Here is a 23,467-nt window from a genome sequence, read left to right as displayed (position 1 = left end):
GCGTTGTCCAACCGTGAGCCAGCGACGACGAAGATCTTCACTCTCGCCAGCGCATCAACGTGGCCTGAACGGTTACGCCTGCAGTCCTTCGCCGATCCCAAATTCGACGTGGATAGAGCGTCACAGCCAGCGGTCTACTGCTGGTTCCAAACGGTTTGCATCATCCAATCTCTGCCTGTTATCCCTGAAGCGTCTTCTGAAAGTAAAAAAGCGACGAGGTTAGCGACTTCTTCTGGAGTATTGAAACGCTTCAACTCAAGTGGATCGCAAACTTCCGCATAGAAGCGCTCCGCGCTCACACCCTGCTCTGCGGCCATCCGATCGACGTCCTTGAACGACATCTCTGTTCCCACCCATCCGGGGCACACGGCATTTACCGTTATGCCACTAGCTCCCAGCTCCTTGGCCCAGCACTTCGTCATACCGATCAGACCAAACTTCGATGCACAATACGCCGAATATCCTGCTCGGCCTTCCCGGCCCAACTGCGATGCGACATTGACGATGCGACCGGGGCGCTCGATTCGGGACAATAACCCTCTGGTAAGCCGATACGGCCCTTCAAGGTTTGTGGCGAGTACGTCATTGAATGGATCATCGCCCACATCTTGAATGCCAAAGGTTTTGCAAATTCCGGCGTTGTTAACCAAGCCCCAAAGCGGCTCCGTCCATTCAGCAGCAAAATCCGCAATCGCATCCCGGTCGCTCAGGTCGAGCGGGAAGACGGTGGCCTTAGTTTCCTCCACCAACAGCTCACGGCGTAACGCGTCAGCCGATACGCCGTTACTCGTGAGCAAAACAAGCTCGTACTGCTTCGCCGCAAGTGTCTTGGCAATGCTAAGCCCTATACCGCGAGCAGCGCCTGTCACCAGCACTTTCTTCTTTGAATGGGTCACTTCGCCTCCCCCTGACTAGCGACGAGATCGCGGATCGCGTCGATTAACTTACCGGCGATTCCGGATCCTTTGTATTGGCGCTCAAACACTACCTGTTGCCCAAGCACCAATGAAGTCAGCGCGCTCCTATCCTGCCAAACACTCCATATCTTTTCCGCAGCCTCTTCATGTTGGAAGGGCTCTACAATTACGCCGCTTCCACCCATCGTCTGCGGAATGGCAGTTAGCGCATGGGTAACGACGGGGACACCCGCAGCCATTGCCTCTACAAGCGGGATGCAGAACCCTTCGTGATGACTAAAGCATGCGTAAATGTCTGCTTGCTGATAAAAACCTCGGACTCGTTCATCCGAAGCCCGCAAACAAATATCGACCTCAAGCAAAGGGTCCGTAGTCATGTCCGCAAGGAGGCGTTCAACATAAGAAGGTTCACACTTTGCACCTGCTATCGTGAGCCTTGTGGCCGTCCTGGTACGCTGCACCAAAGCCTCAGCAAACCTGACTACGCCTTCAACGTTTTTGCTCGAAAAAATGCGGCTGACTGTCAATATTCTGCGCGGGACAGGGCCTAGTTTGCGCGGAGTCTGCACGAATCGAGTAACGCTAATAATAGGCGGGAACATGCGTGCGACCGGCCTACGTTCGCCCTGCCGGCCCGCAGCCCGCATTTGCTCAACGTTGTAGTCGGAGCCGGAAATCACCATGTCGAACCGTTGGAGGCGGTCAAGCTGGGCTAAGCCCTGCCGACAGGTTTCCACAAATTCAGGCGAATACGGTGCGTACACTTCCGGCGGCGTCGTAATTCCCTGATAAAAAACCGCCTTACGCGTTGAATTGTTCAATACGGTTTCGAGCAGCGGATCACCAACGTAATAGTGGTAAAGCACGCAATCGTAATCCGCCGCATTGAAATCCTCGCGCGGCTTTATAAGCGGCGAGTCAATGCCCGCATGGTTATTGCAAACGATCTGCACCTCGCAACCCGCGGTTATGAGCACCGCAGCCTGCTCCGAAGCGGATGACGAAATTGAATCAAACCGATAAAGATCGATGCAGATAATGGCCACCCGCAGCCCCGTCAAGGGCTGTCGCGATTTCAGCGCGTCTTCTGCACAGACCCTTACGTCCTGCCACCAAGGGAGCACCGCTTCAAGGTCGCGAAGGATTGTTCTTTCTTGCATGATGGTCAGAGTCCGCGTGCTCCCTGACGCCGATTCTTCTCTATCGCCTCGAACACGACAGCCTGTTCGATGTAGTGACCGAAATTACCGTTATTGGTCGGCGCCATCACACCGGCAGTGCGTACAAGGCCCATGTATGCCTTGCCACTTAGAAAGTGCTTGTCGTAGCGGATCTTCTCCCAAAGGTCCGACAGCGAGAATGCTTCCGGCACCGTCGTGGGAAGGCCAATGCGGCTGAACACGTCGTAGTGCATCTCGACCGTTTCTTCGTCGGACAAGCCCAGCAACAACGCCACTTCGGCCGACACGCACATGCCGATCGAGATGGCTTCGCCGTGATACACCTCTCCCTCGGACAAATGCTCGACAGCGTGACCGATCGCGTGGCCGTATTGCTTCAGCGTTTCGTCGTAGTCCGAGTCGAGATCGCCGCTCATGACTTCGAGCTTGAGCTCGATCGATTTCGTCACGACCTCGGCAAGGAAATCTGGATCGACCAGGTGTTCGCTGTTCGAAGTAATGAACGACAGAAACTTCGTGTCCTGGCAAATCGCATGTTTGATGGACTCGGCAAGGCCATCGCGAATCAGGCGCACGTCGAGGGTACGCAAAACCAGCGGATCGACGACGATCTTCGAGGCCGGGTAGTAGCTTCCGATCAGGTTTTTCCCGTGATCGAAGTTGATCGCCTGTTTGAAGTCGATTGCCGCGTCGACCTGGGACAGCAAGCTCGTCGGGAAATGCACAAGTCCGATGCCGCGATACAAGGTGGAGGCGAGAAAACCTGCCAGATTGTTCACCACGCCGCCGCCGAGACTAAATATCACGGAGTGCTTGTCGAACCCGTAGTCCAGCGCCTTTTCGACGAGTTGGGAATACACCTTGAAGCTCTTCGAGCTTTCGCTCGCCGGAACAATCAACGTGCGTACCGAACGGCCGGAGCGCTCGATACCCTCGAGCACACGTCGCAGGTAGAGCTTTTCAACGTTCTTGTCCGTCACCAGCAAATGCTTGGATTCCTTGCGGATATGGTCGAAGACGCCCATTGCGTCGAGATGACGCAAGGAATCTTTCCGGACGATCACCTCGCTTTCCAGCCGCTTGTCCGCATGGAAATTGAAGCTGCGTACTGTTTGTTCGCTCATAGGGTTCTGGCGCACGGCTGCCCGTGCTACATGAATGTTGGTTCCGGGGCCCGCCCCGCTCGTGCTCCAGTCAGGACCGCACGCCCAGTACGCGAACCAGCGGTTCGAGGCATTGCGGCATCAGATACTGGTTATGGACGTTGCGCTGCAGTTGCGGCGATACGGGCGTATTGAGCGCCGCTTGTACGCCCTTCTGGATGGATGCGGTAGAGACAGGGTCGACCTGATGCACGAGCTCGGTGCCGAAATGCTCTTGCGTCCACGGCCCGGCCGACAGCACCATGGGCACGCGCGCGAGAGCGGCTTCGAACGCGGAGAATCCTGCGGGCTCAAGCGAAACTTCGATGAACACGCGAGCCCCGCGCAGTGCGGAACGCAGAATCTCGGATTTCGGCGCCAGGTAAGGCAGGAACTTGAAGTGCGGCGGTGCAGCCTTCACACAGGCTTCGTAATATTCGCGGTCGCGATAGTCGCCGACAAACACGAGCGGAATCTTCGAGTCGCGCAACGCGTGGATGGCCGCGAGCTGATTCTTGCGCTCTTCGATAATGCCGACCGAGAGCATGTACTCGTCGACCTTGTACGTCTGCTTGAAGAGATCGCCGCTGATCAGTTCTTCGAAGCAGGAGTCGGCGCCCCATCGGCAATATGCAACTTTCGACGCCTCGAGCGGCACGTGGGCGGCAACGTTCTCGAACTCGGACTTCGACTTGAACACAACGACGTCGGCCAGCCTGAAGAACTCGGCAACGGAGCTCTTCTCTTGCTGGCTCGGCTCTTTCAGCCACCACAGGCTCGGCATCAGGACCAGCTTCTTGCCTGCGGCCTTGACCTCACGCACGAACTCCATGCCCGTCGGGACAACCGAGTAATGGAGCACCACGTCGTATTTGTTCAGCGGTTGTGCGGTCGGGCCGTAAAGGTCCGCCCGAACGCCGAGCTGCCGAAGATTGGCCAGCAGATCGACCAGCTCGAGCTCCCCGCCGCCGCGGTGCAGAAATGCCGCAGGGTAGGTCGTGATAAGTACGCGCGAATCGCTCATTCGATACTCCAGTTAATGTTCCGAGGCAAGCTGCTCTGGCTTCCTGCTCGCCAATCCTCGCCACACACAATCCAGCATTTTAACGGTCCGGACATCCCAGGTATTATCGCCCACGTATTCGCGGGACTCCTCGGGTGTCAGCCTGCCGCGCGCCAGCTGACGCTCGATTGCGGACACGAACCCCTCGGGCGTTTCCCCCACTTCGAGTCCATCGAAGCGGTCTTTGGTGAAATCGAGAGGCGTTGAAACCACCGGCAGACCAGCGGCCAGGTACTCAAAGAATTTCATCGGGAACATCGACCGCGTATAGCCGTTCAGCAGCGTCGGCAACAATCCGACGTCCATTCCGGCCAGATACGCGGGCAGTTCTTCATAAAGCCTGTAGCCAAGGAAATGCACGTTGGGCAACTCCTTCAACTGCGACACCCAGGCGCTGCGCTGGCCTTCCCGCTCTTCACCGATGAAGATCCATTGCCAGTCCGGCCGCATACGCGCCGCCGCGGCGATCAGAGGAAAATCCACCTTGAAGTCGGACAATACGCCGTGATAGACCAGTCGCGGCCCGGCGATCGCAGCAAGATCATGCGGCAATGGCCCGCGGCGCTCGAGCGCGCGTCCAAAGTGCTGCGCATCCACGACATTCGCAAAAAAGTGAGTGTTCGGATTGAACGCCAGGCATTGATCGCGCAGTGCCGCGGCCGTTGTAAATACCGCTTCGCTCAAGCCCAGTAGTTGTTGCTGCGCTCGGTGGAACGCCTCGACGTCAACTCCTGGAATCGCCGCCAGATCGTCCACGCAATGATAAATCAGCGGTCCGTGAGGCAGTGTCTCGACCGCCTCCAGCATGAAGGGATGATACGTCCACACCACCGTATCTGAAAAACGGTGACGGCGCGCAAACCGCGCGAGGCTCCACCTCAGCAAAGCCTGATTGAAGCGGCTCACCACTGGCCAATGGTGCTTCGCGGGAAACATCAACGGTGAAAGCACCCACACGTTGCGCTCGCGTTGTGGCGGCGCAATAAAGTTGGACCGCAGGCCACTCCAGAGCCGGCGCCAGATGCGCGCCCAGTCTTTGCCGCTTGCCAGCTTCGGCGAGCGCAAACCAACGCTTTCGACGTACAACACCCTCCAGCCGCGACGCGCGAGAATGCGCGCGGTGTGCTGCTTGTTCGTCCAGTACGGCTCGTCCCAGTCGGCGGTGGAAAAGAGAACGCAATCGCGGGCGGGCGGCCCGAAGTGCTCAGACTCAGCCACCGAACACCTCAACCGGCTGCCCAAGCAGGCTCGCAACCATGCGTTCGGACGCACGGCCATCGCCATACGGATTCGCCCGATTGCGCAGCGCTTGCCGACGCTCCGGGTTGTCCAGCCAAGCCACAGCGGCAGCCTCGATGCCTTCCGGCGTTTGCCCGGCCAGTGTCGCAAATCCGGCATCCACGCCTTCGCGCCGCTCGGTGTGGCCGCGCATTACGACCACCGGCACGCCGAACGTTGGCGCCTCTTCCTGAATGCCGCCCGAGTCGCTGACCACGAGCACGCTCCGGCTGATGAGGTAAAGGCTCGACGGATAGTCCACGGGCTCGATCAAAGCCAGATTGGGAATCGCGCCAAGCTCACGCATCACGGGTTCGCGCACGGCGGGATTCAGGTGAACCGGAAACACCCACTGATATTGCCGATACCGACCACACAGGTCGCGCAACACCTTGCAGATGCCCAGCAGCGTCTCGCCGAAGTTTTCACGCCGATGACAGGTCACCAGAATGTGGGACTGCTCCGCACCCTCCCACCTGGGCAACGCGAGACTCGCGGGCGCCTGCTCCCATGATTGCCGGGCCAGCATGATGGCATCCACCACGGTATTGCCGGTCACAACGATGCGCGCGTCGTCGATGCCCTCGTGCAGCAGGTTCTGGCGAGCGAGTTCCGTCGGCGCGAAATGGCGGGTAACGATGCGAGCGAGCAGGCTGCGGTTCGCCTCTTCCGGAAACGGATTCGCCAGATCACGCGTGCGCAGTCCAGCTTCAACGTGAGCTACCGCAATACCGCGATGGAACGCAGCCAGTCCCGCACAGAAGGCGGTCGTCGTATCGCCCTGCACGACGACCCAGTCAGGGCGAACCCGCTCGAGTACCCCGTCCATCTCGGTCAGCAGCTTCGCCGACAGGATGTTCAACGACTGCCCCGGACTCATCGTGTCCACACTGATGTCCGGCACGATGCCGAAAAAGCCGAGCGCCTGCGCCAGCATTTCCTTGTGCTGACCGCTCGCGCACACGATGGTCTCTACCCTCGGGCGCAACGCCTCGATCACCGGCGCCAGCTTGATGACTTCCGGGCGCGTACCCAGTACGACCATCACTTTCATCGCAGCCGCCCCTCTGGATCAACCTCGAACGATTCACCACGGAACTCGACCGCGAAGCGCAACGCAGTGCCCGGCTCGCCGGGCAATTGCACACGGAACGTTCCGTCCTCTTCAATCACGCGCAGCGACGATTTGGCCAGCAGGAAATCCAGCGCCGTCTCTTCATTGAGGAAGACTGGTTTGCTCGCGCGGCCAGCGATGTACGCGATCAGCTTTTCGTGAGCGTCGATGCGCACGGGTTCGTTGGGCCAACCGTACTGGTAGCGCGCCGAGAACGGGTGGTCGAGGTAGCCGAAAAGCGTCTTCGTCTCGAACGCCAGATCGAATGCCTGCTTGAACACGGCCAGGGGGTCGCCCGAGGCCAGCATGCAATCGCCATGCAGCATCGTCTGCTGGCTGTGTCCAATGAAGCCCTCCGGCATGCCGGCAAGCGTGCCGCCTCGCGCCAGTACGAATTCCGGATCGTTGCGGATGATTCCGCCCACACAGCCCGAGTAGCCACAGTCGGACAACGCTTCGAGCGCGTAAGGCGGGCTCTGGTGAAACGGCGACACGGCGTAGCGAACCGGCTTGCCGATCACGGACTGCAGCAGCCGCATCGATTCGCCGCCCTCTACACATGCAGCCTCGTAACTTCCGCCCCAGTTGGGCGCGTGCGTGGCCGTATGAGAAAGCAGCGCGGCGTCGCGGTCGGCTGCAAGCTCGCGAAGAATCGCGTGATGAGTCGTGTCCGCGAGATTCGACGTGTGAACCGCGAGCGAGAACGGGACACCCAGGCGTCGGTACGTCTGCCACAACGGACGCGCCGACTCGACATCCTCATCGCAGTCGAGGCGAGATGTGATCGCGGCATCGTAACCCCACGGAATCTCGCTCAGAACAGGCTGACAGTGAAGTTCGCCGGCGCGATGCGCCGACAGGAAGTTCTCGATCAACCGCCACTCGAACGAGTCGCAAGGGCCAACGGGACGATTGAACCAGAGTACGCTGGCTGTGGCCTTGTCCCACAGACCTGCGTAGGAAAACTGTCGCTCGGCGCCCACGTGAACCGATGCCAGCCGGGCCTCTTCAGGGACGTCGATTGGCTGACGAACGGCCCAGATGGATCCATCCGCGCGAATCGCGCCGAAGCCCAGGTTGTTCCACTCGTCGGTAAAGTCGAAGCGTTCGAACGGACGCACCCATGCGCGACCGCCAAGGGTGGCCGACAGCGCCGTATATCGAACCGAAGCGTCGCTCTCGGCCGCTTCACGACTGGCTGCCGGCGCGCTGCGCGCGGCCGACGCAAGTGGCTCAGGCCATGCGCGCTCCTCACAACCAAGATAGCGCGCGAGCGCCGCGGGCAGCCGACCGAACACGACCAGTTTGGAGCGTGAAGAAGCGACCCACTCGACGAGGGCGGCGCCCCAGGCGTCCGGCACGTCGATGGCGACGATGACGGCAGGCGCTCGCTCGCGCAGAGCCGCGTACGACAGCCAGTTTGCCTGCGCACTGCTGACCGAGCGGCGCAGCGCAGCCAGCACGAGTCGACCGGCCTCGTCCGACGGAGCCGGAAAGAGAACGCCGATCATGCCGTCACCACATGGCGGAATTTTGCGCGGCGCCCCACGCGCACAAGGTCGTCGTGGCCGACATAGGCGATGCTGAAGGCGTCTTGCCAGTAGCTGCGCAGCTTCGCGGTCGTGTCCTGCTCGTTGGCCCACGGCTCGAGCACGATGCGCAACGTCGGAGGTTGCGTGCGCAGATCGATCTGGAATTCCTGAATGCCGCCCACGCGATGGTCCAGCATGTCCTGGATATGGTGCGTCGCGTGCGCCACGCCATTGATCGGCACAACGTCGTGAATCCGCCCCACGACATCCGTCAGGAACAATCCGTCGGCGCGATCTTCGACGTGTGCGAGGTCGCCCGTCGCATAGCGGATCAGGGGCATCAGCCGGTTGCGAAAGCCGGTGAAAACGAGCTCGCTCGCGCCGCCGTCAGAAACCGTATCGACAGGACGGTTCTCGGGCCAGCCTTCGGATTCGAGAATCTGAAAACCGCCTTCATGGCCGTCGAGCTCGTACGCCATCACGCCGAGTTCCGCGAGCCCGTAGCGATTGATCACGCGACACCGAAGCGCCCGTTCGATCACTTCGCGCGCGCTGTCCTCCAGCAATTCGCCGCTCGACTCGAAGACTTCGAAAGCCTTTGCGCCGCCGTACTTGCGTTCGATATAGCACGCCAACGCATACATGGTCGACGGATGCCCGTGCGCAAGAAAGGGTTTGCGCCGCTTCAACGTGCGCCAGATTTCCTCCAGCCCCTCGTCGTCGATGCGGTCGAAGAAGATGTTGCTGCGGTTCATCGCGAAGCACTTGAAGTCTTCGCGCGACGGCCACTCAGGAATCACCTGATCGGGAAAGCGGCACGCGAAATGGAGCTCGGACCGATAGCCGCGCTTGCCCGCGCGGCGCCGTGCGTAAAACGTGACCGCAGACGAATAGTCGGCCGCTTCCTGATCGTAGTAGATCGTGCAGGAAAGGCCAGTGGAACCGCCCGTCTTGCACGCGTGATGCCGGATTTCCTCAAGCGGTCGAGACAGAAGCCTTGCGCCCTGCTCCCGGATCACGTCCTTGGTGAGATAAGGCAATTCCTCCAGATAGCGCGGGTCCCTGCCGGCCTTGGCGGGATCGAACTGCTTCGCCCGAAACAGGTCGCGGTAGTACGGCACATGCTCGCCGGCGAACTGCAGAATAGTCGTAAGACGCTCGAGCGCGATCTGACGACGCTCCGGCATCGGCAACGCGTAGTGGTGCCGCAATTCCGCCACCTTGGGGCGCACGCTGCGCTTCTCCCGGCTCTCCGCAATCGGATAGGCGACGTACGCGCCCATCACGCCCTTCAGCAGGCGGAACGGCTGGTACAGAAAAAGCGACTCGCCGTAGCGAACAATCGGGTGATCAGCACGCATGTTTTACATGCCTCGTTGAGGCCCACGAAGAACCGTTGAAGTGTTTCCGACCTGCTCGCCTCACCTGGCGGACGTCCATCCACGGCGGTGCAAGCTCACGCGGTCTGCCGGGCGCTACCGTTGGGCTCGGCTTCCGTTGGCGGAACGATTGCCGGCACGACCGGCTCGTCCGACACCATCTTCCCGTGCTCCAGACTGATCTTGCGGGTGCAGACGCGCTCGATGAGCGAGGGATCGTGCGTGGCCACCACGACGATCGAAGCATTGCCGACCAGCGTTTCAAGGCGCTGCGCCGCTTTCACGCTGAAGTCGGCATCGCCGACGCTCAGCCACTCGTCCATGATGAGGATGTCGGCCTCGATGCTGGTCGAAATGGCGAACGCAAGACGCAGCATCATGCCGCTCGAATACGTGCGCACCGGCAAGTTCAGGTATTCGCCGAGTTCGCTGAAGTCGGCGATCTCGTCAATCTTGCTTTTGATCCGCGCGGGCGGCAGACCGTCGAGGATGCCGCGCAGATAGATGTTCTCGAAGCCGGTTGCGTCCGGGTCGAGACCCATCGAGACATCCAGCAGCGAAGCGATCTTGCCGCGCGTGCTCAGCTTTCCGCGCACCGGCGCGTAGACACCGGAAAGCGCGCGCAGCAAGGTTGTCTTGCCCGAGCCGTTGTGTCCGACCAGACCAATGCGCTCGCCGTCCGTGAAGCTGAACGTCAGATTGTCCAGCGCCCGCACGACGGCGTGGCGGCCCGCGTCCTGGCCGATCCGGCCGCCGGTCGTCAGGTTGAGCACGGCCTTCTTCAGCGAGCGATGGGAATTCTCGTAGATCGGAAATTCGACCGAAATTTCCTCGGCGACAATAAATGAACTCACGATGTCACAGCCAATAGGGAACGCGATCGCGGCACCGCCGCATCAGATATTGCGAAAAGGCGAACCCAACCACCAGCAAACCGATGCTCCAGGCCCACGATTCCCAATGAATCGGCCGGCCCGTAACGGGTGCCCGCACGGTTTCGATCAGGTGATACAGCGGGTTGTATTCGGCAACCCACCCGCGGTCTTTGAGAATTTCCGGCGACCACATGACCGGCGTGAAGAAGAACACGACCTGAATGAGGTTGGTCACGATGGGCGGAATATCGCGGAAGCGCGCGCACAACACGCCGAGCGAAACGCCGAGCCAGACGCCGTGCAGGAATAGCAGGCCCAGGCCGACGGGCAGAAGCAGAAATTCCCAGCTGGGCCAGCGCCCAAACGCGATCAGCAGCAGCACGACCACCGGGAAGCTGTGCAGCAGGATCACGAAATTGCGCCACGCGATCCGGCAAACGTGGACGGTCAAGGGAATCCGTATCTGCTTGATGAGGTAGGCCGAGCCGATGAACGCGTTGCACCCTTCGTTCGCCACCGACGACAGGTATTGCCACACCACCAGCCCGACTGCGAGGTACGGCAGGTAGTCTTTGATCTCCTGATGCAGCAGCGTCGAGTACAGCGCGCCGAGCACGACCACCATGATGGCCGTGCTGAGCGTGAACCAGAAAGGTCCAATCACCGAGCGACGATAGCGCTGCCTGATGTCGTGCCAGCCGAGCGTGCCCCAGACGCGCACCGACTTCATTCCCACGAGCAGGTCGTTATGCCCGTCGTGGTTGCCGAGATTCCTGCCCACTCGATCGTCTGCTGCTACATCCATATCAAGCACGTCCGTAAACATCCTCGAACCGGACGATGTCGTCTTCGCCCAGATACTCACCGCTTTGGACCTCGATCATCACAAGGCCGACGACCCCGGGATTCTCGAGGCGATGCTTGTGTCCGGCAGGAATATAGGTCGACTCGTTGGTGCCGACGAAGAGTTCCTGGTCGCCGTTCACGACCTTCGCCATCCCGCTCACGACAATCCAATGCTCGCTGCGATGATGGTGCATTTGCAGACTGAGGCTCGCACCCGGTTTGACCTCGATTCGCTTGATCTTGAAACGCGGCCCCTCTTCCAGAACCGTGTAGGTTCCCCAAGGCCGGTGCACCGTTCGGTGCAGCTTGTGGGCTTCGTGCCCGCGTGCCTTCAGTTCGGAGTAGATGTACTTGACGTCCTGAGCGCGTTCGCGGTTGACGATCAACAGCGCATCAGGCGTATCGATGACGATGAGGTTTTCGACGCCGACCGCGCCGATCACGCGATCGCGGCTCATCAGGTAGCAGTTGTCGACGTCGTGCAGCAACGCCTCGCCTTCCACGCGGTTACCGTGCCCGTCCGGCTTGCAGAGTTCGCTCAGTGCCGCCCACGAGCCGATATCGCTCCAACCGATGCTGCAAGGCACGACAGCCGCCTGCTGGCACTTCTCCATCACGGCGTAGTCGATGGAGTTCTCCGGCACGGCGCCAAAGCTCTTCGGTTCGAGTTGAACCTGCGTCCAGCCCTTGCCTTCCGAGACACGCGAGTCGGCAAGACACTCGGATACGGCAGCGAGGATATCGGGGCAATGCAGTTGCATTTCTCGATGCATGGCCCGCGCGGTGAAGCAGAAGATGCCCGAGTTCCAGAGGAACTGTTGCGACGTCAGATACTCGCGGGCTTTTTCCAGCGACGGCTTCTCGATGAAGCGAAGTACGTTGTTGCCTTCCGCTTCGATATAGCCGTACCCCGTCTCAGGCGTTTCGGGACGGACACCAAAAGTTACAATTTTGCCGCTCTGGGCGAGCTCGACCGCTTTCTCAACGGCTGTCGCAAAAGCGGCCTGATCGGCGATGAGGTGATCTGCTGCGAGAACCAGCAGCGTCGCATCGGGACCGTGCACCTGCGAGACGTGCTCCACCGCCGCAGCGATAGCGGCCGCGGTGTTGCGGCCGAACGGTTCGCAGATGAACGAGGTCGCGATACCGTCCTTGTTCACCTCACGGAACTCGTCCTCGGCCTTGAAAAATAGATCTCTGTTCGTGACCGTCAGAATTTGTTCAACGCCCGGCAGCGCTGCTGCGCGCAGGAAAGCCTTTTGAAGAAGGCTCTGGCCATCCGAAAGGCGGATGAAGGGCTTAGGATGCGACTCTCTGGAGACCGGCCAGAGACGGGAACCTGCACCGCCGCATAGGATGATGGGTATCAAACTCACGAATTCCTCACTGCTTACACTTCGTTCCAGGCCGGGGCGCGGCTTATTCGAATGGCATACGTCCGACGATTCACCGACGTATCGAGATCATCTGCCCCTGTGCGCGAATGCCGCGCGTTCGAAAGACAAACGTGCATTGTATCGCACGGCTAACCCTCTGAATATCGCGATTCTAGGGGCGAACCCGCCTCACCAAGTGCGCAAGAATGCTACGAATTGCAAGGAAAACGCCGGCGCGCGGAGTGCCGGTAGCGGCGAATCGCCTCAGAGGGGAAATGGTCGTCTCGTCACACGAGATAGTCGGCAAAGACCAGTTCGAACGCTGTCTTCCAGTCGGGGCGGGACAGGCCGAAGGTGTGATCGAATCGCGTGCCGTCGAGCACGGAATAGCGGGGACGCGGAGCGGGGGCAGCGAACTGCTCCGTGGTGATGGGTTCGATGGAGCGGGTTCGCACGGCATCGCCACGCGCCGCCCGCATGGCTTCGACGATGCTCTCGGCGAACGCATGCCATGTGGTCTCGCCGCGCGCGGTCAGGTGATACATGCCGCCGGGGAAAGCACCGTCGCGTCGGCGCAACAGTGCCTCACGAAGCGCGTGAGCGGTCAGGTCGGCAATGGTGCGCGCGGCAGTGGGCGTACCGCGCTGGTCCGCGACCACGCGCAGCGCCTCACGCTCCAGCGACGCGCCCGCAATCGTGCGCATGAAGTTACGGCCTCGCACCCCATAGACCCACGAGGTGCGGAACACCATCCAGTCGCCGCCGACTTCGGCAATCGCCTGCTCGCCCGCGAGCTTGCTTCTGCCGTACGCGCTCTGCGGACAAGGCGCAGCGTCTTCGGCATAAGGCACATTCGCCGTGCCGTCGAACACGTAGTCGGTCGAATAATGCAGGAGTACTGCCTGATGGCGCCGCGCTGCTTCGGCGAGCGCGCCGACAGCGGTGCCGTTCACGGTCGTAGCCAATCCCTCTTCAGTTTCCGCCCGATCGACCGCCGTATAAGCAGTCGCATTGACGATCACATCGGGGGACACCCGATCGACCGCACTGCTAATGGTCTCGGGACGGCTCATATCCAGCCGCTCGCGGTCGAACGCCACGACTTCACCGAGCGGCAGCAAGGTGCGTCGCAGCTCCCAGCCTACCTGTCCATTCCTGCCGACGAGCAAGATCTTCATGCGTACACCTCCGCTTCAACCAGCCGCTTGCCCGCGGCATCCTTGGCGGCCAGCAGCGGCTCGCCATCGAGCGGCCACGCCACGCCCACGTCCGCGTCGTTCCACAGCAGACACCGCTCGTGCTCGGGGAACCAGTAGTCGGTCGTCTTGTACAGGAACTCAGCGGACTCCGACAGCACGAGGAACCCGTGCGCAAAGCCTCCGGGAATCCAGAGCTGCCGCTTGTTCTCGGCGCTCAGTCGAACGCCGGCCCACTTGCCGAAGTTCGGTGAGTTCCTGCGGATATCCACCGCAACGTCGAAGACCTCGCCCGCAATGACGCGCACGAGCTTGCCCTGCGGCCGCTCGACCTGGTAGTGCAGACCGCGCAACACGTTCTTTGCCGACTTCGAGTGGTTGTCCTGCACGAAGCTGACTTCTTCGCCCACGGCTTCGGCAAACTCCTGCGCATTGAAGCTTTCGAAGAAAAAGCCGCGCGCGTCCGCGAAGACCTTCGGCTCGATGATCTTCACCTCCGGCAGCGTGGTGGGCGTAACGGTAATCTTCATGCGATGGGTTCCGAAAGTAGCTTGAGCAGGTAGGCGCCGTAACCGTTCTTCGCAAGCGGCGCGGCGAGGCGTTCCACTTGTGCGGCGTCGATCCAGCGGTTTCTGAAGGCGATCTCTTCGGGGCACGCCACCATCAAACCCTGGCGCTTCTGCAGTGTGGCAATGAACGTGGCCGCTTCGATCAGCGAATCGTGGGTTCCCGTGTCGAGCCACGCGTAGCCGCGCCCCATGATTTCGACGTGCAGCCTGGCGGCTTCGAGGTATCGGGAGTTGACGTCGGTGATTTCAAGCTCGCCGCGCGCGGACGGTTTGATGTCCGCTGCAATGTCGCACACGTCGCTGTCGTAGAAGTACAGCCCCGTGACCGCGTAGTTCGAGCGCGGGCGCGAAGGTTTCTCTTCGATGGAGCACGCGCGGAACTGGTCGTCGAACTCCACGACGCCATAGCGTTCCGGGTCCGTCACGTGGTAGGCAAAAACCGTCGCGCCCACGTCCCGCGTATTCGCCGCATCGAGCTGCCGCGCCAGGTCGTGACCATAGAAGATGTTGTCGCCGAGAATCAACGCCGACGGATCGCCGCCCACGAAGCCGCGCCCGATGATGAACGCTTGCGCGAGCCCATCCGGCGACGGCTGCACGGCGTATTGCAGGTTCATTCCCCACTGGCTGCCGTCGCCCAGCATCGACTGGAAGCGAGGCGTGTCCGCCGGCGTCGAGATGACCAGCACGTCGCGGATGCCCGCCAGCATGAGCGTGGAAAGCGGGTAGTAGACCATCGGCTTGTCGTACACCGGTAGCAGCTGCTTGGATACCGCGTGCGTGATGGGGTAGAGCCGGGTGCCGGAACCGCCGGCCAGAATAATGCCCTTACGTGACATGACCGCCCCCTCAGCTTTGCGGCGCGTAGTGCTTTTCGATCCAGTGACGATAGCTGCCGCTCGTCACGCCCTGCACCCACGCTGCATGATCGAGGTACCACTGAACGGTTTTCCTCAATCCGGTTTCGAACGTTTCCGCCGGTCGCCAGCCGAGTTCCCGCTCGATCTTCGTGGCGTCGATGGCGTAGCGCTGATCATGCCCGGGGCGGTCCTTGACGAACTCGATCTGCGATTCGTATCGAGCACCGCCGGCGGCGGGACGCAACTCGTCCAGCAGAGCGCAGAGGGTACGCACGACCTCGATGTTTTTCTTCTCGTTCCATCCGCCGATGTTGTACGTCTCGCCCGGCGTTCCCCGTGCGAGCACGGTACGGATGGCTGCGCAATGGTCGCCGACATAAAGCCAGTCGCGCACGTTGGAGCCATCGCCATAAACCGGCAGGCGTTTGCCCGCCAGCGCGTTGATGAGGGTGAGCGGAATGAGCTTTTCGGGAAACTGGTAAGGACCGTAGTTGTTGGAACAGTTGGTGGTCAGCGTCGGCAAGCCATAGGTATGGTGATAGGCCCGCACGAAATGGTCGGACGCAGCCTTGCTCGCCGAGTACGGGCTATTCGGTGCGTATGCAGTGACTTCGCTGAACGCCGCATCGGCAGGTCCCAGGGAGCCGAACACTTCGTCCGTGGACACGTGCAGAAAACGGAACGCATCCCTTTCCGCGCCGCTGAGGGTGCCCCAGTAGGCGCGCGCCGCTTCGAGCAGCGTGAAGGTTCCCACGACGTTGGTCTGAACGAATTCGCCCGGCCCGTGAATCGAGCGGTCCACGTGGCTTTCGGCGGCGAAGTGCACCACGGCGCGCGGCTTGTACGTCGAAAAAAGCGCGTCCATTGCGGCACGGTCGCAGATGTCTTCACGCACGAACACGTGCCGTTCATCCGACGACAGAGGCGCAAGCGTTTCAGCGTTGCCCGCATAAGTCAGTTTGTCGGCGTTTACGACGGGCTCGTCACCATCGCGCAGCCAGTCGAGCACGAAATTGGCGCCAATGAAGCCCGCACCGCCTGTCACCAGAATCATTCCATTTCCTCTGAATCGATACTGCCTCGCCTGTCCGACGGTACAGGGTGGCAGCGAAACCACGGTACTGCGCTGGAGAAGCTATTATGTCACGCTGCCAGCCCGCCCCAGCGCGCGCTCAGACTGCATTCTGCGTGCCTTTTCGGACCGTATTTGTGCGATTCCGCTCAATTCCCCTCGCCAATGACTTCTCACCTCACCCCGTCGCCCAGCCCCATTGCCTTCGGTGACCTGCAAGGCTGCCGCAGCCAGTTCCGGCAATTGCTCGAGAAGGTGTCCCCTTCACCCGACACGCCCCTCTGGTTCGCCGGCGACATCATCAACCGCGGTCCCGAATCGCTTGCCACGCTGCGCGACGTCATCGAGCTGGGTGATCGCGCGGTTACCGTGCTCGGCAATCACGATCTGCATCTGCTCTCGGTATCGGCGGGCATACGGAACATCAAGAAGGGCGACACGATCGCCGAAATTCTCGCTGCGCCCGATGCGGCCGACCTGCTCCACTGGATACGCCATCGCCCCATCGCCCATTTCGAGAACGGCATGTTGCTCGTTCACGCGGGCGTGCTGCCGCAATGGGACGTCGATCTGACGCTGGAACTGGCCGAAGAGCTGCAAAAGGCGTTGCGCGCGCCCGGCTGGAAGGAAACGCTGGCCGGCCTTTACGGCAACAAGCCGAGCCGGTGGTCGTCGGATCTGAAAGGGATCGACCGCCTGCGGATTACCTGTGCCGCCCTCACGCGTCTGCGCTTTTGCACGGCGGACGGCGCCATGGATTTCACGTCGAGCGGCCCGCTCGACGCCGCACCTGCCGGATGCCTGCCGTGGTTCGACGTTCCGGGCCGCAAGACGGCCAACACGACCGTCGTCTTCGGCCATTGGGCAGCGCTGGGCCTCACCATGCGGGACAACCTGATTGGCCTCGACACCGGTTGCGTCTGGGGCAACCAGTTGTCCGCGGTACGCCTTACGAGCGAAGCCGGTGCAAGAACGGTCGTGCAGGTGGAATGCTCGGGGTGCCGCGCAGAGTTCGAGTGACCGCGCGCCGGCACTACGTCAGCACTACGCCGCGGCCACCATCCATCTGATCGTCTCGGCGAAATCGATGGGTTCTACATCGGGCACGAGACTGCGCAGCCGCGCCGCGGACCCGACGAGCACCTTCACCTCGTTCGCCCTCACGAAGGCCGGGTTGACCCGCACTTCGAGATCGTGACCCGAGGCTTGGCGCACCATGTCGATGACCTCGTGCAACGTGCGCGCGTGTTCGCTACAGACGTTGACCGTCTGCCCGCACGCCGCCTCGGATTCAAGCAGCGCACGGTAAGTCGCGGCCACCACGCGCACATCGGAGAAGTCGCGCGCGACGTCCAGATTACCCAGTTCGATGAACGGCTTGCGCTGCACGAAGTGCGACACGATCTTCGGCACGAGGAAGCGGCTTTCCTGCCCGCGACCCGTGTAGTTGAAGGGCCGCGTCATGACGATCGGCAGCCGGTCGAACCACGTACGCACCAGATGCTCCATCGCCAGCTTGCTCGCCGCGTAGTGGTTCACGGGCGCCGGCATCACGTTCTCGTCGACCACGCCCGCCGCGTTTCCGTACACGTTGGCACTGCTGGCCACGAGGATCTTTTGCGGCTGCACACCCACGTCTACACAGGCCTGCAAGAGATTCAGCGTGCCCAGCACGTTGACGCGGTACATGTCGAGCGCGTCGTCGTGTGCCACGAAGCTGATCGCCGCCAGATGCACGATGTGCGTGGGGCGCACTTCGCCGATCACGCGGCGGCATGCCTCCAGCGACGTGATGTCGAGCACGTGCTCGTTCCCCTCGGTAGCGTGCGCGTGAGCGACCGCGCCCACGACCTCGTATCCGGCACGCAGCAGCTCGTCGCGAACATACGCGCCGGTAAAGCCGCGAGCCCCGGTGATCAGTACGCGCCCGCCCGTTTGCTCAGAAGGAAAACCCAATTTCTCTACTCCCAGATACCTGTTCATCGGTGGCAGCACGCGCCGCGCTTGGTCCGCGCCACCTCATCCCGCCGCCAGCGTATCGCCGCCCGGCCCGCTCTCGCGCGGAGCCTCGCCGGAATCGGATGCCTCGGTTGCAAGCGCCTGCACTTGCGCCCCTGGCGCCCCGCCCTGCAGTGCCTCCAGCGCCCGCTTCACCGCGGCCTCGGCTTCGGCGGCGAGCGCGCGCCGGTCCGCGCCCGGCGCGAGCGCGTCGCCGATATAGACGTGCGCCGTGATCGGCCCGGCGCGCAGCAGCGCATCGAGCGACTGGCCTAGCGATATGTCGCCAATGTAAGCAGGCGCCACGGACTGCCGTCCGTTCGCATCCTCATACATCAGACAGACCGGCTGCACCGGCCGCGACGCCGATACCGGCGCCTGAAAGAGATTCGAGTGAAACGGCAGCACGCCGAGACCATCCGACGTCGTGCCTTCGGGAAAGACGCACATGCGCGCGCCGCTGTCGAGCCGCGACGCCAGCTCGTGCATGATGCGCTTCGCGTCGCTGCGCTTTTCGCGGTGAATGAACACCGTGTCGAGCTTATGCGCGAGCCAGCCCACCACCGGCCAGTTGCGGATTTCCGCCTTCGAGACGAACGGCGTGGGCCGCCATGCGTTGATCACATAGATGTCGATCCACGACACGTGGTTGCTTACCACCAGCACGCCTTCGTCGAGCCGTGCGGCGTCGTTGTGCACGACGAGCCGCACGCCGGCAAGGCGCAGCAGCTTGATGGACCAGGCGCGCGTGAGCTGCGTGCGCGTTTCTGCCGAGGCGCGCGAGAAGCGCGTCGCGACGGTCCACATGCCGTGCAGGAGGTGAGCCAGGATTCTGATCTTGCGAAACGCGATCTTCATGTTCGGTGCCGTCGAATCGATCCTGCCGGGTCAGCCTTGCTGCTCGAACGCCACATGCCCCGAAACGATCGTCGCGCGCACGCGCGCCGGCAGCTCGTAGCCGAGGAACGGCGAGTTGTGTCCCTGGCTCTTGAGCGTGCGCGGGTCCACGCGCCAGTGTGTGTCGGGATCGAACACGCACACGTCGGCCGCGGCGCCTACGGCGATGCGTCCTGCCGGCAGTTTCAGCACGTCCGCGGCGCCAGCCGTGATGCGGTCGAGCGCCTTCGCGAGCGGCACGCCCGCCTCGCTTGCCCACTTCACGGTGAGCGAGAGCAGCAGTTCGAGACCCGTCGAGCCGGGCGTCGCTTCGGCGAACGGCAGCAGCTTTTCGTCGTCATCAACCGGCGTGTGGTCGGAGCAGATCGCGTCGATGGTGCCGTCGATCAGCCCCGCGCGAATCGCGTCGCGGTCGCGCTGCTGGCGCAGCGGCGGATCGAGCCGGAATTGCGAGTCGAAGTAGCCGATGTCCATGTCGATCAGATGCACGTGGTTGATCGTGACGTCGCAGGTCACGGGCAACCCTTCGGCCTTGGCCGCGCGCATCAGACTCACGCCCGCCGCCGAGGAGATATGCGCCAGATGCACGCGCGCACCCGTCACGCGCACGAGTTCGAAGATGGTGTGCAGCGCGATGGTCTCTGCCGAAACCGGCACGCCCGAGAGGCCGAGGCGCGACGCCACCGCGCCGCTCGCCGCCACGCCGCCCTTCGCCAGATACGCGTCGAGCGGGCGCAGCCAGGCGGTGTAGCCATACGTGCTCGCGTACTGCAGCGCGCGCAACATGACCTGCGTATCGACGATCGGCTGGTCGGCCTGCGAGAACGCCACGCATCCGGACTCGGTGAGTTCCACCATCTCGGTGATCACCTGGCCCTTGAGGCCCACCGTGAGCGCGCCCAGCGGATACACGTGCGCCTGGTTGAGGTTGCGCGCGCGAAACTTGAGCATTTCCACGAGGCCCGGTTCGTCGAGCACCGGGTCGGTGTCGGGCGGACACACGAGGCTCGTCACGCCGCCTGCCAGCGCGGCGGCCATTTCGGATTCGAGCGTGGCCTTGTGCTCGTAGCCGGGCTCGCGCAGGCGCGCGGAGAGATCGACGAGACCCGGAGCCACCACGAGGCCGCGTGCGTCGATGGTCTTCGCCGCGTGGAAGTCGGCGGGCGCGTTGCCGAGCGCGACGATCTTGCCCGCCGCGATGAACACGTCCTGCTGCTGTTCGGTGCCGGCGGCCGGATCGATGACCGTGCCGCCCTGAATATGAATCTTCATGCGCTGCCTTTGTTATGCGTGCCCTGGCGGTGTCGCCTCGAAATGCGTTGTGGAGTTCAGTCGTTGTTGCCCGCGACGATGCCCATCACCGCCATGCGCACGGCGATGCCGAACGTCACCTGGTTGAGGATCACCGACTGCGGGCCGTCGGCCACCTGCGAATCGATTTCCACGCCGCGGTTCATCGGGCCGGGGTGCATGACGATGGCGTCGGGCCGCGCGAGCGCGAGGCGCTCCGGCGTGAGGCCCCAGCTCTTGAAGTATTCCTGTGCGGAGGGCAGCAGTGCGCCGCTCATACGCTCGTTCTGCAGCCGCAGCATGATGATGACGTCGACGTCCTTGAGCCCCTCGTCGAGGTTGTGGAATACGCGCACGCCCATCTGTTCGAGGTTGCCCGGCAGCAGCGTGCGCGGACCGATGGCGCGCACTTCCGGCACGCCGAGCGTGGTGAGCGCGTGAATGTCCGAGCGCGCCACGCGCGAGTGCAGGATGTCGCCCACGATCGCCACGCGCAGTTGCGTGAAGTCGCGCTTGTAGTGGCGAATCGTGTACATGTCGAGCAGGCCCTGCGTGGGGTGCGCGTGACGGCCGTCGCCGGCATTGATCACGTGCACGTGCGGCGCGCAGTGCTCGGCGATCAGGTAGGGCGCGCCGCTCGACGCATGACGCACCACGAACATGTCGGCGTGCATCGCGGAGAGGTTGTTGATGGTGTCGAGCAGCGACTCGCCCTTGCTCGTGGACGACGCGTTGATGTTGAGGTTGATGACGTCTGCCGAAAGACGCTTGGCCGCGATCTCGAACGTGGTGCGCGTGCGCGTGGAGTTCTCGAAGAACAGGTTGAACACCGACTTGCCACGCAGCAGCGGCACCTTCTTGACCTCGCGGTCGGTCACGCTCACGAACTGCGCGGCCGTATCGAGAATGTGCGTGACGATGGCGCGCGGCAGCCCTTCGATGGTCAGCAGATGCTTGAGTTCGCCGTTCTTCGTGAGCTGCGGGTTGCCCTTCAGGAAGCCGTAGCGGAAACGGTCGCCGGCAGCGTCCGTGCCGCTCTGGTCCGCAGGGTTTCCGGGTGCCGCGGTGGTGGTGTTCATGGATGATGTACCTGATTCAAACGGGTATTTCGAAATGCATCGGCGCGGCGCACACGGGCACGCTGGGCTGCGTCAGATCGGCAGACTCAGGCGGCGCGCTGCGCCAGACATCATGAAGCGCGCGAATGCCGCCGGCCGCATGCGCCGGTCGCCTTCAAGCCTGTCGCGGTTCGGTGTGGAACGTGAAGCGGCCGTCGTCGCTGCGTGCGAGCACGAGCGTAGCGTCGGCGGGCACGTCGACCACACCGCCCACGAAGCGCGCCGCCATGGGCAGCTCGCGACCGCCGCGATCGGCCAGCACGGCGAGTTCGATGGCGGCAGGCCGGCCGTAGTCGTACAGCTCGTTGATGGCGGCCCGCACGGTGCGGCCGGTGTACAGCACATCATCGACGAGCACGATGCGGCGATCGTCCACTTCGAAGGGCAGCGACGTGGGGCTCGCCTGCGTGTGCAGACCTTTCTTGGCGTAGTCGTCGCGGTGCAGCGCCACGTTCACGACGCCCCATTCGGCCACGCCGAGGTCGCGGGCGAGCCACTCCGCAAGCCACGCGCCGCCGCTGTAGATGCCGGCCAGCACCGCGCCGTCGGGGCGGCCCAGCTGATCGCCGTACGCGGCACGAATCTGTTCGAGGACGCTGCCGTAGAGCGCCTCGGCGTCAATGGAACTCATAGCGGATGATCGGAAAGTTCGTCCAGATACTGCTGGAGGATGATGGAGGCGGCTTCGGCATCGAGTTGTCCGGTGTCGCCGCCGCGCTCGCGAATCTGTGCTTCGGCATCGACCGAGGTATATCGCTCGTCCACCCAGACCACAGGCAGATTGAAGCGGCCGTTGAGCTGATTGCCGAAGCGCTTCGCCTGCTGCGTCATGGCGTGCGGCGTGCCGTCCGGATGCGAAGGCAGACCGACCACGAGGACGTCGGGCTTCCACTCGGCGATCAGCTTGCCGATGGCCTCGAAGCGGTAATCGCGGTTGCGGTTGAGCAGCACGGTGAGCGGCCTCGCGCTGCGCGTAAGCGAGTTGCCGAGCGCGACGCCGATGCGCTTTTCGCCGTAGTCGAACGCCAGCAGCGTCGCCTCACGGCCGCTCGCCACGCTCATGCGTGACCCGCCTCGCCCGAAAGCATCGTCGACGAAATGCCGAGCAGCGCGAGCGCTGCTTCGAAGCGCTCTTCGGCGGGCACGTCGAAGACGATCTTCGGATCGGCCTCGACCGTGAGCCAGCCGTTCTTCGAGATTTCCTCTTCGAGCTGGCCGGCGCCCCAGCCTGCGTGACCGAGCGTGAGCAGAAAACGTTCGGGGCCTTTACCGTTTGCGACCGCCTCGAGCACGTCTTTGGACGTGGTCATCTCCAGCCCGCCGCCGGGCACCAGCATGGTCGACGTATAACTCTTGCCCTCCAGCGGTTCGTGCAGCACGAAGCCGCGCTCCGTCTGCACGGGGCCGCCGAAGTAAACGGGCACGTGCAGCAACGGCTCGATCTCGAGCTTGAGATCGATGCGCGAGAAGAGGGCTTGCAGGTCGATGTCGGTGGGACGATTGATGACGAGGCCGAGCGCGCCGCGCTCGCTGTGATCGCAAAGGTAGACCACCGTTCCTGAAAACGTGGGATCGGCCATGTTGGGCATGGCGATCAGGAACTGGTTGGTCAGATTGATGCGATCGTTACTCTTGGACATGGTTCGAATTTTAGCAAAGACGATGCGGGATGGCGGCGGCCCGGCCGGAGTTCGCAGCCTCACGCGCGGCGTCCTCACGCGATAGCTGCGCCGCGGCGCTTCCGGCTGCCTGCTCTATCCTTTT

23 protein-coding genes are annotated in these 23,467 nt (G+C 62.5%); 1 reads left to right on the top strand and 22 read right to left on the bottom strand.

Features of this window, described 5'->3' with window-relative positions; all coding sequences use genetic code 11:
- Positions 1-134: 134 nt before the first annotated feature.
- The 15 genes from U0042_RS22795 to rfbB form a co-directional block, all read right to left on the bottom strand.
- Positions 135-896 (bottom strand): SDR family NAD(P)-dependent oxidoreductase, encoded by a 762-nt coding sequence (locus U0042_RS22795; protein ID WP_114809013.1) that lies wholly within the window; start codon positions 894-896, stop codon positions 135-137.
- Positions 893-2,077 (bottom strand): glycosyltransferase family 4 protein, encoded by a 1,185-nt coding sequence (locus U0042_RS22790; protein ID WP_114809014.1) that lies wholly within the window; start codon positions 2,075-2,077, stop codon positions 893-895. Before U0042_RS22790 ends, U0042_RS22795 begins: the two co-directional genes overlap by 4 nt.
- A 5-nt stretch (positions 2,078-2,082) precedes the next feature.
- Positions 2,083-3,222 (bottom strand): 2-deoxy-scyllo-inosose synthase, encoded by a 1,140-nt coding sequence (locus U0042_RS22785; RefSeq protein ID WP_114809015.1) that lies wholly within the window; start codon positions 3,220-3,222, stop codon positions 2,083-2,085.
- Between the two features lie 70 nt (positions 3,223-3,292).
- Entirely contained in the window at positions 3,293-4,264 is a 972-nt protein-coding gene (locus U0042_RS22780) for a glycosyltransferase (protein ID WP_114809016.1), read from the bottom strand.
- Positions 4,265-4,276: 12 nt separating this feature from the next.
- Positions 4,277-5,521, bottom strand: coding sequence for a glycosyltransferase (locus U0042_RS22775; RefSeq protein ID WP_114809017.1), 1,245 nt, complete (start codon positions 5,519-5,521; stop codon positions 4,277-4,279).
- On the bottom strand, positions 5,514-6,635 hold the full coding sequence (gene wecB / locus U0042_RS22770) for a non-hydrolyzing UDP-N-acetylglucosamine 2-epimerase (protein WP_114809018.1): 1,122 nt from the start codon (positions 6,633-6,635) through the stop codon (positions 5,514-5,516). The genes U0042_RS22775 and wecB overlap by 8 nt, the downstream gene beginning before the upstream one ends.
- Positions 6,632-8,206, bottom strand: a complete 1,575-nt coding sequence (locus U0042_RS22765) for a polysaccharide deacetylase (protein WP_114809019.1) — start codon at positions 8,204-8,206, stop codon at positions 6,632-6,634. Before U0042_RS22765 ends, wecB begins: the two co-directional genes overlap by 4 nt.
- Positions 8,203-9,588 carry a phenylacetate--CoA ligase family protein gene (locus U0042_RS22760; protein WP_114809020.1) on the bottom strand — a complete coding sequence of 462 codons (1,386 nt, stop codon included), beginning with the start codon at positions 9,586-9,588 and terminating at the stop codon, positions 8,203-8,205. The genes U0042_RS22765 and U0042_RS22760 overlap by 4 nt, the downstream gene beginning before the upstream one ends.
- Positions 9,589-9,683: 95 nt before the next feature.
- A complete protein-coding gene (locus tag U0042_RS22755) occupies positions 9,684-10,463 on the bottom strand; it encodes an ABC transporter ATP-binding protein (protein ID WP_114809021.1) in 780 nt (259 codons plus the stop codon).
- Between the two features lies 1 nt (position 10,464).
- The gene (locus tag U0042_RS22750; RefSeq protein WP_114809022.1) at positions 10,465-11,286 is read right to left on the bottom strand and encodes an ABC transporter permease; all 822 of its coding nucleotides are present in this window, start codon (positions 11,284-11,286) and stop codon (positions 10,465-10,467) included.
- 1 nt (position 11,287) lies between these two features.
- Positions 11,288-12,703: a mannose-1-phosphate guanylyltransferase/mannose-6-phosphate isomerase gene (locus tag U0042_RS22745; protein WP_026121091.1), complete on the bottom strand. Its 1,416-nt coding sequence runs from the start codon at positions 12,701-12,703 to the stop codon at positions 11,288-11,290.
- 287 nt (positions 12,704-12,990) lie between these two features.
- Positions 12,991-13,881 carry a dTDP-4-dehydrorhamnose reductase gene (gene rfbD / locus U0042_RS22740; protein ID WP_114809023.1) on the bottom strand — a complete coding sequence of 297 codons (891 nt, stop codon included), beginning with the start codon at positions 13,879-13,881 and terminating at the stop codon, positions 12,991-12,993.
- Positions 13,878-14,429, bottom strand: a complete 552-nt coding sequence (gene rfbC / locus U0042_RS22735) for a dTDP-4-dehydrorhamnose 3,5-epimerase (RefSeq protein ID WP_114809024.1) — start codon at positions 14,427-14,429, stop codon at positions 13,878-13,880. Before rfbC ends, rfbD begins: the two co-directional genes overlap by 4 nt.
- Positions 14,426-15,307 (bottom strand): glucose-1-phosphate thymidylyltransferase RfbA, encoded by an 882-nt coding sequence (gene rfbA, locus U0042_RS22730; protein WP_114809025.1) that lies wholly within the window; start codon positions 15,305-15,307, stop codon positions 14,426-14,428. The genes rfbC and rfbA overlap by 4 nt, the downstream gene beginning before the upstream one ends.
- A 10-nt stretch (positions 15,308-15,317) precedes the next feature.
- Complete coding sequence (gene rfbB, locus U0042_RS22725; protein ID WP_114809026.1) at positions 15,318-16,382, bottom strand: dTDP-glucose 4,6-dehydratase; 1,065 nt, start codon at positions 16,380-16,382, stop codon at positions 15,318-15,320.
- Positions 16,383-16,565: 183 nt separating this feature from the next.
- Here rfbB and U0042_RS22720 point away from each other — a divergent pair, with 183 nt between their 5' ends.
- Positions 16,566-17,420, top strand: coding sequence for a symmetrical bis(5'-nucleosyl)-tetraphosphatase (locus tag U0042_RS22720; protein ID WP_114809027.1), 855 nt, complete (start codon positions 16,566-16,568; stop codon positions 17,418-17,420).
- Between the two features lie 24 nt (positions 17,421-17,444).
- Here U0042_RS22720 and U0042_RS22715 read toward each other — a convergent pair whose 3' ends face one another.
- The 7 genes from U0042_RS22715 to U0042_RS22685 form a co-directional block, all read right to left on the bottom strand.
- Positions 17,445-18,383 carry an NAD-dependent epimerase/dehydratase family protein gene (locus tag U0042_RS22715; RefSeq protein ID WP_114809028.1) on the bottom strand — a complete coding sequence of 313 codons (939 nt, stop codon included), beginning with the start codon at positions 18,381-18,383 and terminating at the stop codon, positions 17,445-17,447.
- 36 nt (positions 18,384-18,419) lie between these two features.
- Entirely contained in the window at positions 18,420-19,256 is an 837-nt protein-coding gene (locus U0042_RS22710; RefSeq protein ID WP_114809029.1) for a lysophospholipid acyltransferase family protein, read from the bottom strand.
- Positions 19,257-19,286: 30 nt separating this feature from the next.
- Positions 19,287-20,567, bottom strand: coding sequence for a dihydroorotase (locus tag U0042_RS22705; protein ID WP_114809030.1), 1,281 nt, complete (start codon positions 20,565-20,567; stop codon positions 19,287-19,289).
- 56 nt (positions 20,568-20,623) lie between these two features.
- Positions 20,624-21,664 (bottom strand): aspartate carbamoyltransferase catalytic subunit, encoded by a 1,041-nt coding sequence (locus U0042_RS22700; protein ID WP_114809031.1) that lies wholly within the window; start codon positions 21,662-21,664, stop codon positions 20,624-20,626.
- Between the two features lie 154 nt (positions 21,665-21,818).
- Positions 21,819-22,334: a bifunctional pyr operon transcriptional regulator/uracil phosphoribosyltransferase PyrR gene (gene pyrR / locus U0042_RS22695; protein ID WP_114809032.1), complete on the bottom strand. Its 516-nt coding sequence runs from the start codon at positions 22,332-22,334 to the stop codon at positions 21,819-21,821.
- Positions 22,331-22,765: a Holliday junction resolvase RuvX gene (gene ruvX / locus U0042_RS22690; RefSeq protein WP_114809033.1), complete on the bottom strand. Its 435-nt coding sequence runs from the start codon at positions 22,763-22,765 to the stop codon at positions 22,331-22,333. Before ruvX ends, pyrR begins: the two co-directional genes overlap by 4 nt.
- Entirely contained in the window at positions 22,762-23,343 is a 582-nt protein-coding gene (locus U0042_RS22685) for a YqgE/AlgH family protein (protein WP_114809034.1), read from the bottom strand. Before U0042_RS22685 ends, ruvX begins: the two co-directional genes overlap by 4 nt.
- Positions 23,344-23,467: the final 124 nt, after the last annotated feature.

Origin of the sequence: Paraburkholderia kururiensis (genome assembly GCF_034424375.1) — a bacterium.
Lineage (GTDB): Bacteria > Pseudomonadota > Gammaproteobacteria > Burkholderiales > Burkholderiaceae > Paraburkholderia > Paraburkholderia kururiensis_A.
This window is presented reverse-complemented; position numbering and strand designations above follow the sequence as displayed.